The organism is Dickeya dadantii NCPPB 898 (assembly GCF_000406145.1).
Lineage (GTDB): Bacteria > Pseudomonadota > Gammaproteobacteria > Enterobacterales > Enterobacteriaceae > Dickeya > Dickeya dadantii.
The window spans coordinates 3,171,499-3,187,212 of the sequence record NZ_CM001976.1 but is presented as its reverse complement, the minus strand read 5'-3'; the positions used below and the strand labels follow the sequence as shown (position 1 = coordinate 3,187,212).

The window sequence follows — 15,714 nt, the reverse complement described above, 5'->3', positions numbered from 1 at the left end:
GGCTCACCCGGCGAAGTCGCCTGCCTCAGCACGGTTTTGACGCTGTAAGCCCATCATCTGTAACCCAATCTCTCGCTTTGGCATGATGTTGCCAGGTCTAATCCAGCTCACCGATTTACTAGTTTTGCCGGCAGCGCCAGCACCAGCAGCGAGCTGAGTAGCAGGCAGAAGGCGAAGAACCACAGCGCGCTGCTGCCGCTGCCGGTGAGATCCATAGCGAAACCCATGATTGAGTTGCTGACCAGACCGGCGATATTCGCCAGCGAGCAGGCCAGCGCAAAGCCGGTGGCGGCGGCGGTGCCGGTGAGGAAGGTGGCGGGCAGGCTGAAGAACACCGGCACGGTGCCAATGATGGTGGCCTGCGCCGCCGAGAACAGCAGCACCGTCATCACGATGTTCTGGGTGAAGAGGGTACTGGCCGCCATCGCCGCCGCGCCCAGCCAGAACGGCACGATGATGTGCCAGCGCCGCTCGCGCAGCCGGTCGGAGCTGGCGCCGAGTATCACCATTCCTGCCAGCGCCGCGACGCTGGGGATCGCCGTCAGCAAACCAATCTGCCCGATATCGGCCACGCCGGCCTTCTTAATGAAGGTCGGCAGCCAGAACCCCATGGCATAGGCGCACAACAGAATCGAGAAATCGATGCCGCCCAGCATCCAGACTTTCAGGTTGAGGAAACCGTCGCGAAAGCGGTGTTTCAGATATGGCGCTTCACGGGCGTCAATCGCCAGGTCGGCGCGCACCTGCGCTTTGTCCGTCTCACTCAGCCAGCGCGCCTGATCAACGCCGTCCGGCAGCAGCCAGAGGGTCAGTACGCCAAGCAGTACGCTCGGCAGTCCCTCCAGCAGAAACATCCACTGCCAGCCGTGCAGCCCGTGGACTGAATCGAAATGCGACATGATCCAGCCCGACAGCGGGCCGCCCACCACGCTGGAAAGCGGCAGGCCGATCATGAACAGCGAAATGATGCGACTGCGCCGCCAGGAGGGAAACCAGCGCGTCAGGTAGTACAACACGCCGGGCAGAAAACCGGCTTCCGCCGCGCCAAGCAGAAAACGCAGTACGTAGAACTGAACCGGGGTGGAGACAAACATCGTTGCGGCGGACAGCAGCCCCCAACTGATCATGATGCGCGCAATCCAGATGCGGGCGCCGACGCGTTGCAGAATCAGGTTGCTCGGCACCTCGAACAGAATATAGCCGACGAAGAACAGCCCGGCGCCAAGGCCGAAGGCGGCGTCGCTGAGTGCCAGCTGATTCGCCATCTGCAGTTTCGCCAGCCCGATATTGATGCGGTCAAGGTAAGCGGCGAGATAGCACAGGCACAGGAACGGGATCAGCCGCCAGGTGATTTTGCGGTAAACCGACGCGATAGCGCCTGGTGTGGGTGTCTGAGAATAAACTGCGGTCATGTATGTCGTTTCCAGCATTAGACGGAGTTATCGGTATACGTATCAGGCGGTGTCCCTTGTTTGTGCGCATCCATGACTGGCGTCCTTTCGCCGCACGCCCGAACCGGTACGCCGGATCGCCGCCGCGTGCCGGCGACGCAAATAATAAGCGCATAGCCTCAGTTCTGTCGACGAAAGACCGTCATCCAATATTGCGGTCGATAGCCGGTCGTGTCTATCCAGTTTGGCTGATGTTTGCCACGCCTGGGCCCGGCTCGGAAAATCACTCCTTATTGTGGGGAATAACCTGCTAACATGAGGGCATCAGAACGGGGCCGGCGTTGTACTCGCACGGCCTCTTCCACATGGATAAACAGGAAACATCACCTGATGAGTATTCGTATTGTGCCGCAGGAGCAACTGGCCGACAGTGAGAAAACCTCAACCATCGGCACGATTCCTCCCTTGCTGTTCGCTAACCTGAAAAGTCTGTACAGCGGTCGAGCCGAGCGCCTGCGTCAACTGGCACAGGATCACCCGCTGGCGGAGTACCTGCTGTTTGCCGCCGAGGTGGTGGAGGCGCAGGAAAAAGTGCGGCATGACCACCCGCTGGATAAGGACCTCGCCGGCCTGTTGCACGATAGCGTGCAAAACAGCAGCGTGCAAAACAGCGCCGCACGCCCGCCGCTGGATGCCGCCACGTTTGCGCGCGATCCGCACTGGCATGCGCTGCTGCAGGCGTTGATTGAAGAACTGAAAGCCACCGCCAGCGGCCAGGTACTGACCACGTTGGAAAATCTGGAAAAGATGCCGGCCCAGCAGTGGGATGCGCTGGCGGACGCGCTGATTGCTCAGCAATTCACGCCGGAAAACAACGACAAAGCTCCGTTCGTCTGGGCGGCGTTATCACTGTACTGGGCGCAGATGGCGACCCGGTTGCCGGGGCGGGCGCACGCCGAGCAGGGCGAGCATCGTCAGTTCTGCCCGGTGTGCGGCAGTATGCCGGTTTCCGGCGTGGTGCAGATTGGCACCACCAGCGGCCTGCGCTACCTGCACTGTAATCTGTGCGAAACCGAATGGCATATGGTGCGCGTCAAGTGCAGTAACTGCGAGCAGGCGGGCAAACTGCACTACTGGTCGCTGGATGATGAGAACGCCGCCATCAAGGCGGAAAGCTGCGACGATTGCGGTACTTACCTAAAACTGTTGTATCAGGAAAAGGATCACCGGGTGGAAGCGGTGGCTGACGATTTGGCCTCGCTGGTGCTGGATGTGAAAATGGAAGATGAAGGCTTTTCCCGCAGCAGCATCAACCCATTCCTGTTCCCGGACGGCAGCCAGTAGGCGGGATAGCCCAGCCTGTTGGCACGGCGCTGGTGCTCTGGAGCCAGCGCCGGCGTTGTATCGCTGACTTGTGTCAGTTCCTGCCTCGCCGCGTTACAAGAATCATAATGAATCTTGCCATCATGGACTAACGCGCTGTGTTGTCCAAAACGCAGCGCGTTTTATTCTGCAACTCGAATTATTTTGGGTATATTAATTAATTACATTTGTAATTAATTAATTATAAGAATAAGACAATAAATAAAGAGATATAACGTTGTTTTTTCCGTTATCTCTTTTTTATGTTTCTTTTTTAGAATAAAGCGTTTTCTTTTCGATATTTGGCGTTCTTCCCCCTGCCAACGAACAGGCCTGATTTTTTTATATTCTGAATGGCAAGTATAGTGGCGTTGTTCAAAAGGTATTATCTGAACATGTCGTCATATTTAACTTGCCGCCATGCCGGCGTTATGACTCGGTTTATTTTACGTCTTTTTATTTTCGCTGTTATTCCGCAGTGATAAAAGAACGTGTTATTTGCCTTGCCGTAAAAAGTTGATGTATTGCGTTATTCAACGCGCAATCCGGTTGTTATTCGGAAAATAGTGAAATATGACCACCAGGAATTATCGCCTGACAGGTGATTGTAAAATATTTTCTCTAAATCATTTAAGGACTCATTTATTATGGCTAATTCAACCAGTGTTAATAATCTGATGGGATATACTAAAGGCGCACAGGTTATTCGTGTTAAACCAGTACGCCAACAAATTGATGCGATTAATGACATCGTTTATTCCCAGATTAAAAGTATACAAAAAGTACAGCAGTTGCAAATGTCGTTGCTTGTCCCCCGTACGACGGCACTTAAACCGGCGATTGTCTATTTCCCCGGTGGTGGCTTCGCTTCCGCTGCGTATGCCAAATACATTGATGTGCGTATGGCGCTGGCGGAAGCCGGTTTTGTCGTCGCGGCGGCGGAATATCGTGTGGTGGCCGAGAAATACCCGGCACTGATTGAGGATGCCAAAGCGGCGGTGCGTTACTTGCGCGAACACGCAGCGGAATACGGCATTGACCCGAACCGAATTGGTGTCCTGGGTGATTCCGCCGGTGGTTATGTCGCGCAAATGACCGGTGCGACGAATGGGCTGCGTAGCTTTGATAAGGGACGCTTTCTGGATAAATCGTCGGATGTTCAGGCGGTGGTTTCGGCGTACGGCATCTCCAATTTGTTGAGCATTGGCGAAGGCCTTCCCGAAAACCTGCTCGTAGTGCATGATTCGCCGGCGGTAACGGAAGCGTTGTTGGTCAATGGCACGGCATTTGGGGATTTCCCCGGCGCCACCATTACCAGCGACCCGGTCAAAGCGCTTAATGCCAGCCCGATGGGGCATATCGACGGGAAAAAACCGCCGTATCTCATTATGCACGGCAGCGCGGATACCGTCGTTTCACCGTTGCAGAGCAAGCAGCTGTATGAAGCGCTGGTAGCTGGCGGCAACAAAGCGGAGTACCTGCTGCTGGAGGGTGCCGGTCATGGCGATATTAACTGGTTCCAGCCGGTGATCATCAATAAGATCGTGAGTTGGTTCAAGCAAACGCTGGGTGAACCTATCACGCAAACGGCTCCGACGGGGGGTAACGACACCGACGGTCAGCTGTAATAATCAACCCGGGCTGCAGGTTATGCGGCCCGGGTTCCGGTAAAGAAACATCAACCTTTATGGGGCCTACCCGTGAAGGTTGATGTCTTTCACGTCTTCTTCTCTTGCCTCTTTTCCGCTCACGCTTTTCGGGCGAGCGGCTGCGGCGATAACATGCGATAGGCAAGGGCGGCCAGCAGGTAACACCCCAGAATCACCAGCGCCATCGACAGTGCGCTGGTGCTGCCTGTCAGTCCGGTAAACGGCACGCTTAGCGCACCAAGTGCGAACATACTCAGACCAATCAGCGCCGACGCGCTGCCCGCCTTGCTGCCCTGACTTTGCATCGCCAGCGATGACGCACAAGGGCCGACAATCCCAATCATGGCGATGGCGAAAAACAGTGGGATCAGAATGCCGATGAGCGGCGCGTGCAGAAAGCCGGCCACCGTCAGCACCAGCGCCGAGATGACCGCGGTAGTCAGCCCGGCGCGCAGCACGCGTTGTTCGCCAAAACGCAAGCTAAAGTGGGAGGCCAGTTGTCCGGCGGCGATTAGCCCGATGCCGTTGACCGCGAAACACAGGCTGAACGCCTGCGGGCTAAGCCCGTACACTTCCTGCAGCACGAATGGCGAGGCGCCGATGTAAGCAAACATCCCGGCGCCGCACAATCCCTGCGCCAGACACAACCCCATGAATTCCCGTTCCCGCAGCAGACTGCCCAGCGACGACAGCATCGAGCCGGCCCCGCCGGCGATGCGCCGCTCGGCAGGCAGCGTCTCGTTCAGCCGCAGTACACTCATCGTCAGCAGCAGGCCGGCAATCACCGCCAGCAGTGCAAAAATGCCGCGCCAGTCGGTGATGCTCAGCAACAGACCGCCCAGTACCGGCGAGAGGATCGGCGCCAGACCGTTGATCAGCATCAACAGCGAGAAGAAGCGGGTCAGGGCATGGCCGACATACAGATCTCGCGCGATGGCCCGGGACAGCACCGCGCCGCCCGCACCGGCGATGCCTTGCAACAACCGGGCGACGACTAACTGGCCGATATCCTGCGCCAGCGCGCACCAGACCGACGTCAGCAGCAGCATCGCCAGCGACAGCAGCAACGGCAGGCGTCGGCCCAGCTTGTCGCTCAGCGGGCCGAAGATCAACTGACCGGCTCCCAGCCCGAGCAGGCCGGCGGTCAGGCTGAGTTGAGTGACCGCCGTCGAGGCGGAGAGCGCGCTGGTCATCTGCGGCAGCGCGGGGAGATAGAGATCGATACATAACGGACCAAGCGCGGCCAGCGAGCCCAGAATCAGGGCGTATTCGAGTCGTGAGCGGGATAGTTTTTCAGTCATGGTGTCTTATCAGGAAACAGTGAGTCAAACAGGGATTGGTACAGCGGTTCCAGCACCGCGACCGAGGCGCGTTGCGGAATCACACAGCGGAATGTCGTGCCTTCGCACAAGACTGCCAGCAATTCGGTGCGTGCGGCGATTTCCTCATCAGAAAAGTGCGGGAAGCGGTGTTTCATCAGCGTACTGGCTCGGGTAAACATTTTCTGTTCGGTCTCCTGCATGATGCTCGCCACCCGTGGGTTACGGGTGGCTTCGGATGCCACTTCCAGCATCAGTTGGTTGTCGTCGTCGTCATCATCGCTGTCGCTGACGCCAGCGATCGGCAACTGGCGGCGGGCCAGCAGCGGCGCGAAACGCCGGGGGTCGCCATTTTCCAGCGTCATGCGCTGTAGCCGGATATCGACGATACGGCGCACGATCTCCTCAATGATGTCGTCTTTGTTGACGAAATAGCGGTAAATCTGCCCGACGCTGAGCTGCGCTTGCGCGGCGATCTCCGCCATGCTGGCGCCGTGAAAGCCGGACTGGCGAAAGCAGCGGCGAGCGGCGGCGACTATCTGATCACGCCGGGCCTGCGCCTTGTCTTCATGATGGGGTGATGGCATAGCATTGCTCCAATGCCTGGATAACGTTGCTAACGCTATCCTTGCAAATTTTATAAGAAGTCTGACGTCAAATTTTTTATATTGAGAATGAACGTTCATTCTCAATCTTAGGACAGGGCTTGATGCGAAGGAAAATCTTTATTGTAACAGCCGGTATGTTCACCGTGCTGTTGACCGGCTGTGAGCAAAACGCCTCATCGACCGAGGCGGTGCAACCGGTGGCGGTGACCGTGCAGACGCTGCATGGCGCACCTGTGACGCTGCACAGCGAACTGACCGGCCGCGTGACGGCGGCGATGGTGTCCGAGGTGCGCCCGCAGGTGGAGGGCATTATCCAGAAACGGTTATTTACCGAAGGCAGCGAAGTGAAAGCCGGAGAGGTGCTGTATCAGATCGACCCGGCCAGTTATCAGGCGACGGTGGATCAAGCCGCCGCCGCGCTGAAAAACGCTCAATCCACGGTGCGCTCAGCCAAACTGAAAGCCGAACGTTACGCCCGGTTGTTGAAAGAAGAGGGCGTGTCGCAACAGGATGCGGACGACGCGCAGGCCACCTATGAACAGGATGTCGCCAGCGTAGCGGAAAAGACCGCCGCCCTGAAAACCGCGCAAATCAACCTGGCCTATACCCGCATTACCGCGCCGATTTCCGGCCGCATCGGTATTTCATCGGTGACGCCGGGGGCGCTGGTCACCGCCAGCCAGACCACCGCGCTGGCTACTATCCGTCAGTTGAACCCGATCTACGTCGACCTCACCCAGTCCAGCAGTCAGCGGCTGGCGCTGCTGGCGCATCAGAAACAGCAGCAGGCGGCGGTAACGCTGACGCTGGAAAACGGCCAGCTTTACAGCCAGCCGGGCGTGTTGAAACTGGCGGAAGTGGCGGTGGATGAGGCCACCGGTTCGGTGACGCTGCGCGCCGAGTTCCCCAACGCCGGCCATATGCTGCTGCCGGGCATGTTTGTGCGCGCCACGGTGGAAACCACCAGCGTACCCGACGCCATTCTGGCGCCGCAGCAGGGCATCCTGCGCGACACCAAAGGCAATGCCTATGCGCTGGTGGTTAATAATCAGCAGGTGGTGGAACAACGAGAGGTGGAAACCGGCGAGGCGATGGGTAGCCGCTGGCTGATCACCCAGGGGCTGAACGCGGGTGACCGGCTGGTGACCGAAGGCACCGACAAGGTGCGTGTGGGTGATAAGGTCACCGCCGTTGAGGAGAGCGCCCGGTCTGACTCGGCGACGCCGCGCACCACGGAGGCTCGCTGATCATGTTCTCCCGTTTCTTTATTCATCGCCCGGTGTTTGCCTGGGTGATCGCCATTGTCATCATGCTGGCGGGCGCGCTGTCGATTGAATCGCTGCCGGTGGCGCAATACCCGAACGTGGCGCCGCCCTCCGTCGCCATCAAAGCCAGCTACCCCGGCGCGTCCGCCGATACGCTGGAAAACAGCGTTACCCAGGTGATTGAGCAGCAACTCACCGGGCTGGACGGGTTGCTCTATTTTTCTTCATCCAGCGATTCGAGCGGCGATGTGCGCATTACCGCCACGTTTACGCAGGGCACCAACCCGGATACCGCGCAGGTGCAGGTGCAAAATAAGGTGCAACAGGCCACCAGCCGCCTGCCTACGGAGGTGCAGCAGCAAGGCATCACGGTGACTAAGTCCCAGCAGGACTTCCTGCTGATTATGGCGCTGTACGACACCACCGATAAAAGCACCGCCGCCGACATCGCCGACTACATGGTCAGCAACCTGCAAGACCCGCTCTCTCGGGTCGAGGGCGTCGGCAGCGTACAGGTGTTCGGTTCCCAGTACGCGATGCGTATCTGGATGGACCCGACCAAACTGGCGGCTTACAGCCTGATGCCGTCTGATATTTCCTCCGCGGTCGAAGCGCAAAACACCCAGGTGTCGGCCGGGAAAATCGGCGCGCAGCCCGCCAGCAGCGATCAGCAATTGACCGCCACCGTCACCGCGCAGTCGCGGCTGAAAACCCCGGCGCAGTTCCGCGACATCATCGTCAAAAGCGAATCCAGCGGCGCGCTGGTGCGCCTTGGCGACGTGGCACGGGTCGAACTGGGCAACGAGGATTACACCACCACCACCCGGCTGAACGGTCACCCTGCCGCCGGTATCGCGGTGATGCTGTCGTCCGGCGCCAATGCGCTGGCGACGGCGGAGCGGGTGAAGGCCAAAGTGGCGGAGTTCACCCCGCAGATGCCGCAGGGCTACGAAGTGTCCTACCCGAAAGACAGCACCGACTTTATCAAGGTGTCGGTGGAAGAAGTGGTGCAGACCCTGTTTGAGGCCATCGCGCTGGTGGTGCTGGTGATGTTTCTGTTTCTGCAGAACCTGCGCGCCACGCTGATTCCGGCGGTGGCGGTGCCGGTGGTATTGCTGGGCACCTTCGGCGTGCTGGCGGTGTTCGGCTACTCCATCAATACCCTGACGCTGTTCGGCATGGTGCTGGCGATCGGCCTGCTGGTGGATGACGCCATCGTGGTGGTGGAGAACGTCGAGCGGCTGATGCGCGATCAGGGGCTGTCGCCGGTGGCGGCCACGGAACAGTCGATGCGCGAGATTTCCAGCGCGCTGGTAGGGGTGGCGCTGGTGCTGAGCGCGGTATTTCTGCCGATGGCGTTCTTTGGCGGCTCGAACGGGGTGATCTACCGGCAGTTCTCCATCACCATCGTGTCTTCCATGTTGCTGTCGGTGGTGGTGGCGCTGACGCTGACGCCGGCGTTGTGCGCGGCGCTGTTGAAACCGGCGGCGCATACGCCGTCGAACGGTAACGGCTTTTTTGCCCGTTTCAACCGGGGCTATGAAAACTTACAGCAGCGCTATACCGGGCGGGTGGCGCACGTCATCACCGGCCCGTGGCGTTATCTGGCGCTGTACGGATTGGTGATTGTGGTAATGGGCGTGCTGTTCCTGCGGCTACCGGGAGGCTTTCTGCCTAATGAGGATCAGGGCGACGTGATGGTGCAGTTTACCCTGCCGGCCGGCGCCACCGAAACCCGCACCAGCAAGGTGGGGGAGCACATCGAGCACTACTTCCTCAGCGAAGAGAAAGACAACGTTGAGGCGATTTTCGTGATTTCCGGTTTCAACTTCAGCGGCAGCGGCCAGAATGCCGGGATGGCGTTCGTGGCGCTGAAGAACTGGAGCCAGCGCCCCGGCAGCGCGAACAGCTCTACCGCCATCGCCCATCGTGCGATGCAAGCGCTGTCCGCCATTCGCGACGCTCAGGTGTTCACCATGTCGCCGCCGGCGGTGCAGGGGCTGGGCCAGTCTGACGGCTTTACCTTTGAACTGCAGGCCACCGGCAATACCGATCGCAGCCGTTTGCTGGCGTTGCGCGATCGACTGCTGGCGGAGGCGGCGAAAAATCCGCGGCTGACGGCGGTGCGGCCCAACGATCTGGTGCAGATGCCGCAGTTGCAGGTGGATCTCGACTACGCCAAAGTACGGGCGCTGGGGCTGTCGATCAGCGATGTCACCAGCACGCTGAGCAGCGCCTGGGGTGGCACCTACGTCAACGACTTCATCGATCGCGGTCGGGTGAAGAAAGTTTATATCCAGGGCGACGCCGGCTCGCGCGGCCAGCCGTCGGATCTCGACAAGTGGTTTGTGCGTGGCACCGACAGCAGCGGCAACAGCGTGATGACGCCGTTCTCCGCCTTTGCCGCCACCCGCTGGAGCTATGGCCCGGAAAGCCTGTCGCGTTACAACGGGTTGGCGTCCTACGAAATTCAGGGCGCCGGCGCGCCTGGCGTCAGCTCCGGCAAGGCGATGGACGAAATGGAAGCGCTGGCGCGCGCGCTGCCCGCCGGCACCACCTTTGCCTGGAGTGAGCTTTCTTATCAGGAACGGCTGGCCAGCGGGCAGGCAATATCGCTCTATGCCATGTCGATTCTGGTGGTGTTTTTGTGTCTGGCCGCCTTGTATGAAAGCTGGAGCATCCCCTTCTCGGTGATGATGGTGATCCCGCTCGGGGTGGTAGGCGCGGTGCTGGCCGCCACATTACGTGGGCTGGAAAACGACGTTTATTTCCAGGTGGCGTTGCTCACTACCATCGGCCTGTCGGCCAAGAACGCCATTCTGATCGTGGAATTCGCCGAAGCCGCTTACCGGCACGGCGCCACGTTGTATGAAGCGGCGCTGGAAGGCGCGCGCACCCGTCTGCGGCCGGTGCTGATGACGTCGCTGGCGTTTATCGCCGGGGTGTTCCCGCTGGCGGTGGCGACCGGCGCCGGCGCCAACAGCCGTATCTCCATCGGTAGCGGCATTGTCGGCGGTACGCTGACCGCCACCGTGCTGGCGATTTTTCTGGTGCCGATGTTCTTTGTGCTGGTCAGACGGGTGTTCCCCGGTCGCCACGCGCCAACATCGCCATCAACCTCGATGCCTACGCCTACGCAGGGAGAAAACTGATGCGCGTTATCATGACTGTACTGACCGGCGCCATGCTGTTATCCGGCTGTTCGCTGGATCCGCACTATCAGCGGCCGTCCGCGCCGGTGCCTGACGCCTGGCCGCAAGGGGCGGCTTATCAGGCGGCGGCGACGGCTCGCCAGCCGGTGGATGATATCCCGTGGCGCGAGGTGCTGGTGGACGATCGTCTGCGTCAGGTGATCGACATGGCGTTGTCGGATAACCGGGACCTGCGCAAAGCGATTGCCGATGTGGAAGCGGCGCGGGCGCAGCTTGGCGAAAAACGGGCGGCGCTGTTGCCGACCATCAACGCCGGGATGGATGGCGATCGCAGCCGTTCGTTAAGCAGCAGCGGCAACGGGACGGTGTTGAGCAGCAGCTACGGCGCCAGCCTGTCCACCAGCGCCTTTACGCTGGATCTGTTTGGCAAAAATCGCAGCCTGACCGGCGCGGCGCGGGAGGCGTATCTGTCCAGCGCCGCCACCGCCGCCAGTACCCGGCTGACGCTGATTGCCGATACATCTACCGCCTGGGTGGCGCTGGCGACCACTCGCAGCAATCTGACGCTGGCGCGGCAGACGATGGAGAGCGCCGGGCAGTCGCTGGCGGTAACCCGCAGTCGGTTGCGTAACGGCGTGGCGTCGGCGGTGGATGTGGCGCAGGCGGAAACCGTCTACCAGCAGGCGCGGGCGGACGTCGCCAGCGCGCTGACCACCGAAGCGCAGGATAAGAATGCGCTGGACCTGCTGGCCGGGCGTTCAGTGCCGGAGGCGTTGTTGCCTGCGGATGTGGCGTCGCTGGCGCAGGCGGTGAAACCGGTGGCGGCCGGTATTTCGTCCGCCGTGTTGTTGCGCCGCCCGGATGTGCAGGCGGCGGAACATACCCTGAAATCGGCCAATGCCAATATCGGCGCGGCGCGGGCGGCGTTCTTTCCCAGCATTACCCTGACCGCCAGCAACGGCCTGAGCAGCGAGGCATTATCATCGCTGTTCAGCGGCGGCGCGCACGTCTGGTCGCTGGCGCCGTCCGTCAGCCTGCCGATCTTTGCCGGCGGCGCCAACCTGTCGGCGCTGCGCTATGCCGAAGCGGAGAAGCAGGGCTATGTCGCCAGTTATGAGAAAACGTTGCAGACCGCATTTCGGGAAGTGGCCGACGCGCTGGCGCGCAAGGGGACGATTGATGAGCAACAGGCGGCGCAACGCGACTACGCGACCGCCGCCGAACGCAGTTATCAACTGGCCAGCAACCGCTACCGCGCCGGGGTCGATACCTATCTCAATGTGCTGGATGCCCAGCGCACGCTGTACAGCGCCCGTCAGACGTTGCTCAGCCTGGAGCAGTCGCGGCTGGATAACCTGATCACGCTGTATAATGTGTTGGGCGGCGGGGTGAAATAATTTTTTTCGGCAGAGCGGGTATTCTTTCCCGACGTTGCCTGCCGAATTCCGCTGCCGTGCCGACAAACGGGCGGCAGCGGGTCATCTTGCCGGGATGTACGTTAATTGTGCGGTTAACCAGGAAACCGTAGGTTATTGTTACCTGTATCCTTTACTATATTGGCGTAGCGCTCACTCGCTGAGGTTCTGCGCTATTCATCAGTTGTTTGGGACTACCAGACTCTGCTATTCATCAAACCAGGTATTTATCAAATCAGGCGACGCATGCCTCGTCTCGCGGCGAAATGGCTGTTAGCCGCGTCGGCATCAGGTAAAAGACGTCGCGTAATAATAAAAAAATATGCCAGGGAAACGCTTTCGGTATGGTACGCCATCGGGTCGCTTACCGCGGCGGCGCTGTGCCGTAAAGTCAGGATGGCGTACGGTTTGCATGTCTATACCGTTGCATGGGTGTATGACGGCGTGGCTGTATGACAGCGTAATCGTATGACGGCATGGTCGCATCACATGCCGTGTGGAGAGAAGAGAGAATGATAGCGGACCCTTCAACGACAATTCGTTTTCTGATGGCATCGCGCCAGTGTGAGCTGAACAGCCTGCGCGGTTTGCTGCAAAGCGGCGAACTGGTGGGGCGCATCAGTCAACTGGTACATATGCTACAGCGGGAGCGTGGAACCGCTAACCTGTTTCTGTGTTCGGACGGGCGGTTATGTGCCGATGAATTGCCGCAGCGCGAGCAGGATGTGCAACAGGCCGAGTGGCAGTTCATGGAGCAACTGGACGATCTGGCGCGCCGCGCCGGATCGCTGCCGCAGGCCAGCCGGCTATTCAGCCGCGCCGCCAGCGTGGTTTACACCCTGGGGTTGCTGCCGTCGCTGCGCCAGCAGATGCGCCAGCGCGCGCTGGCGCAGTCGGACGCGATGACGGTGTTTAACGACATTATCCGTCACCTGCTGACGCTGGTGTTCGAGGTATCGGACACCGCGGCGGAGCCGGTGATCGCCCGTGCGCTGGTGGCGATGTTCAGTTTCATGCAGGGCAAGGAACTGGCCGGGCAGGAGCGCGCGGTCGGCGCCGCTGCGTTTGCCGCCGGTGAGTTCCCTGTCAGCATCCAGCAAACGCTGCTGGATTTGATCGATCGTCAGGAGCGTTGTTTCGATACCTTCGCCAATTTTGCCGATGACGCCAGCCGCGAGCGCTGGCAGTCGCTGCCGACCGATCGGGAGTTTGAACGGTTGCGTCGCGTGGCGTGTACCCGCGTGCCGGACAACCTGCCGCTGGAAGGCGGTCTGCAGTGGTTCGCGCTGGCGACGGCGCGCATCGACGCCATGAAACAGATCGAGGATCGGCTAGCGCAGACGCTGATGCAGCTGTGCCGAGACCGCATCGCCGCCGCCGAGCAGGCCTGTCTCGACCAGCAGGCGGATGTCGCCAGCCTGATGGCGCAGCAGGGCGAAGATCACAGCTACTCGGTGTTTATCGCTCGCTCGGAGATGGAACAGAGCACCGCCGGGCAAGGCGGCTGGCTCGACAGCGACGGCGTACGGCCGCAACTGGGGCGTTCGTTGCTGTCGCTGGTGCAGCAGCAGGCGCGGCGCTTGCAGGCGCTGGATCATGAACTGGCGGCGATGCGCGCGACGCTGGATGAACGCCGCCAAATCGATCGAGCCAAAGGGTTGCTGATGCAGCACCGAGGGCTGAACGAAGAAGAGGCTTATAAAACCCTGCGCCGTATGGCGATGAACCAGAACAAGAAACTGATCGAGATTGCCAACGCCATGCTGGCGGTGGCGGATGTTTTTCAGGATACGCCCTGACCGGCGGCGGCGCTCTGCCGCACGGTGGTGAGCCGAGTTCGTACGCGCTGAATGCACATAAAGCGTGCGTGATTTGCCAGATAACGGTGCAGCCGCGGCGGTTTTTTCCCTCGTTTTGCCGGGGCGTGTACGGACGACTGGCCGTTTTTACAATCTGTTGGATATCCCGGCTGAATTGATCCAGCTCAATATTTGCTGCGCCTCCGGCGAGCAGAATAGCCTTATGGGGACACGTCGGTTATCCGGCGCGGCATGGACGGTTTACTCAATGCACTGTCAGGTCACAGGGATATCTGACAGGTTGGCACACACCTTGCTTCATCTCCGGTAACAATTCACTGCGACTTTTCCGTGCTAATGGCGGTACGGGAAAGCGCTGGGCAAAGGCGCCCATAAGCGTGCGATTTTCGCATGGCTTATGGGCGCCTTTTTGTTTTTACCGCCGGAATGGCGGGTTGCCGAGGTGTCGTTGATGAGTGATTCCACAACCGATAAAAAAACCGATAACCAAACAAACGTGTTTTCCCGACGTCAGTTTTTGGTGGGGAGCGCCGCATTGGGCGGCGCCATGCTGCTGCCGGGAATAATGAATTGCGCCTGGGCGGCCGGTTCCGATGCCCCTGAGAAGAAAGAAGTGCGCATCGGCTTTATTCCACTGACCGACTGCGCCTCGGTGGTGATGGCGTCGGTAAAAGGCTTTGACAAGAAATACGGCATCACCATTGTGCCGAGTAAGGAAGCAAGCTGGGCCGCGGTGCGCGACAAGCTGGTGTCCGGCGAACTGGACGCGGCGCATGTGCTCTACGGGCTGCTGTACGGGTTGCAGGCAGGCGCAGCGGGGCCGCAGCACAATATGGCGGCGCTGATGACCCTCAACAACAACGGTCAGGCGATCACCCTATCCAATAAGCTGCGCGAAGCGGGCGTGACCGATGGCGCCAGCCTGAAACGGTTTATTGCCGCCAGCCCGGCGGGGACTTACACCTTCGCCCAGACGTTTCCCACCGGCACCCACGCCATGTGGCTCTATTACTGGCTGGGCGCGGCCGGCATCAATCCGTTTGACGACGTGCGCACCGTGGTGGTGCCGCCGCCGCAGATGGTGGTGAACATGAAGATCGGCAACATGAGCGGGTTCTGCGTCGGCGAGCCCTGGAACCAGCGCGCCATTACCGACGGCCTCGGTTTTACCGCCGCCACGTCGCAGGATATCTGGCCGGATCATCCGGAGAAGGTCCTCGGCACCACCGCCGAATGGGTTAACGCCAACCCCAATACCGCCCGCGCGTTGACGGCGGCAGTACTGGACGCTTCGCGCTGGATCGACAGTTCGGACGACAACCGGCGCGAAACCGCGCGCGTTATCGCCGGGCGTGCATACGTCAACACCCAGGAGGAGACGATTGCCGGCCGTATGCTGGGGCAATACGACGACGGCGCGGGCAAACGCTGGCAGGACGCGCACGCCATGCGTTTCTACCACGACGGTGAAGTGAATTTCCCGTACCTGTCGGATGGGATGTGGTTCCTCACTCAGCACAAACGTTGGGGTCTGCTGGCGCAGGAGCCGGACTATCAGGCGGTGGCCCGTCAGGTCAACCGCATCGATATCTACAAACAGGCGGCCAGCGCGGTCGGCAATGTACCGCTGCCGTCCGGCGAGATGCGCAGCAGCGTATTGATTGACGGTAAGCGTTGGGACGGCAGCGATCCGGCCGGTTATGCCAACAGCTTCAGCGTGAAAAAGTAACGGA

At 60.1% G+C, this 15,714-nt stretch carries 10 protein-coding genes; 7 read left to right on the top strand and 3 right to left on the bottom strand.

The features are described 5' to 3' along the window. Nucleotides 1-107: 107 nt before the first annotated feature. Nucleotides 108-1,412: an MFS transporter gene (locus DDA898_RS14330; protein WP_038912590.1), complete on the bottom strand. Its 1,305-nt coding sequence runs from the start codon at nucleotides 1,410-1,412 to the stop codon at nucleotides 108-110. A 369-nt stretch (nucleotides 1,413-1,781) separates the two neighbouring features. Between DDA898_RS14330 and fdhE the strand changes: the two genes are divergently transcribed. Both fdhE and DDA898_RS14320 read left to right on the top strand, forming a co-directional pair. Further along, nucleotides 1,782-2,735 (top strand): formate dehydrogenase accessory protein FdhE, encoded by a 954-nt coding sequence (gene fdhE, locus DDA898_RS14325; protein WP_038911532.1) that lies wholly within the window; start codon nucleotides 1,782-1,784, stop codon nucleotides 2,733-2,735. A 665-nt stretch (nucleotides 2,736-3,400) separates the two neighbouring features. Beyond that, nucleotides 3,401-4,381 carry an alpha/beta hydrolase gene (locus tag DDA898_RS14320; protein ID WP_038911531.1) on the top strand — a complete coding sequence of 327 codons (981 nt, stop codon included), beginning with the start codon at nucleotides 3,401-3,403 and terminating at the stop codon, nucleotides 4,379-4,381. Between the two features lie 119 nt (nucleotides 4,382-4,500). Here DDA898_RS14320 and DDA898_RS14315 read toward each other — a convergent pair whose 3' ends face one another. Then, nucleotides 4,501-5,703, bottom strand: a complete 1,203-nt coding sequence (locus DDA898_RS14315; RefSeq protein ID WP_038911529.1) for a multidrug effflux MFS transporter — start codon at nucleotides 5,701-5,703, stop codon at nucleotides 4,501-4,503. After that, nucleotides 5,700-6,308, bottom strand: coding sequence for a TetR/AcrR family transcriptional regulator (locus DDA898_RS14310; RefSeq protein ID WP_033111959.1), 609 nt, complete (start codon nucleotides 6,306-6,308; stop codon nucleotides 5,700-5,702). Before DDA898_RS14310 ends, DDA898_RS14315 begins: the two co-directional genes overlap by 4 nt. Nucleotides 6,309-6,430: 122 nt before the next feature. Here DDA898_RS14310 and DDA898_RS14305 point away from each other — a divergent pair, with 122 nt between their 5' ends. The 5 genes from DDA898_RS14305 (at nucleotide 6,431) to DDA898_RS14285 (ending at nucleotide 15,710) form a co-directional block, all read left to right on the top strand. After that, nucleotides 6,431-7,576 (top strand): efflux RND transporter periplasmic adaptor subunit, encoded by a 1,146-nt coding sequence (locus tag DDA898_RS14305; RefSeq protein ID WP_038911528.1) that lies wholly within the window; start codon nucleotides 6,431-6,433, stop codon nucleotides 7,574-7,576. Between the two features lie 2 nt (nucleotides 7,577-7,578). After that, nucleotides 7,579-10,746, top strand: a complete 3,168-nt coding sequence (locus tag DDA898_RS14300) for an efflux RND transporter permease subunit (protein ID WP_038911527.1) — start codon at nucleotides 7,579-7,581, stop codon at nucleotides 10,744-10,746. Next, nucleotides 10,746-12,143: an efflux transporter outer membrane subunit gene (locus tag DDA898_RS14295; protein ID WP_038911526.1), complete on the top strand. Its 1,398-nt coding sequence runs from the start codon at nucleotides 10,746-10,748 to the stop codon at nucleotides 12,141-12,143. The genes DDA898_RS14300 and DDA898_RS14295 overlap by 1 nt, the downstream gene beginning before the upstream one ends. A gap of 530 nt (nucleotides 12,144-12,673) precedes the next feature. Then, entirely contained in the window at nucleotides 12,674-13,960 is a 1,287-nt protein-coding gene (locus DDA898_RS14290; RefSeq protein WP_038911525.1) for a nitrate regulatory protein, read from the top strand. Between the two features lie 472 nt (nucleotides 13,961-14,432). After that, entirely contained in the window at nucleotides 14,433-15,710 is a 1,278-nt protein-coding gene (locus DDA898_RS14285) for an ABC transporter substrate-binding protein (protein ID WP_038902721.1), read from the top strand. Nucleotides 15,711-15,714 lie beyond the last annotated feature (4 nt).

Coding starts and splice junctions, on each gene's coding strand:
- DDA898_RS14330 (WP_038912590.1), bottom strand. CDS start 1,412: ATGACCGCAGTTTATTCTCAGACACCCACACCAGGCGCTATCGCGTCG.
- fdhE (WP_038911532.1), top strand. CDS start 1,782: ATGAGTATTCGTATTGTGCCGCAGGAGCAACTGGCCGACAGTGAGAAA.
- DDA898_RS14320 (WP_038911531.1), top strand. CDS start 3,401: ATGGCTAATTCAACCAGTGTTAATAATCTGATGGGATATACTAAAGGC.
- DDA898_RS14315 (WP_038911529.1), bottom strand. CDS start 5,703: ATGACTGAAAAACTATCCCGCTCACGACTCGAATACGCCCTGATTCTG.
- DDA898_RS14310 (WP_033111959.1), bottom strand. CDS start 6,308: ATGCCATCACCCCATCATGAAGACAAGGCGCAGGCCCGGCGTGATCAG.
- DDA898_RS14305 (WP_038911528.1), top strand. CDS start 6,431: ATGCGAAGGAAAATCTTTATTGTAACAGCCGGTATGTTCACCGTGCTG.
- DDA898_RS14300 (WP_038911527.1), top strand. CDS start 7,579: ATGTTCTCCCGTTTCTTTATTCATCGCCCGGTGTTTGCCTGGGTGATC.
- DDA898_RS14295 (WP_038911526.1), top strand. CDS start 10,746: ATGCGCGTTATCATGACTGTACTGACCGGCGCCATGCTGTTATCCGGC.
- DDA898_RS14290 (WP_038911525.1), top strand. CDS start 12,674: ATGATAGCGGACCCTTCAACGACAATTCGTTTTCTGATGGCATCGCGC.
- DDA898_RS14285 (WP_038902721.1), top strand. CDS start 14,433: ATGAGTGATTCCACAACCGATAAAAAAACCGATAACCAAACAAACGTG.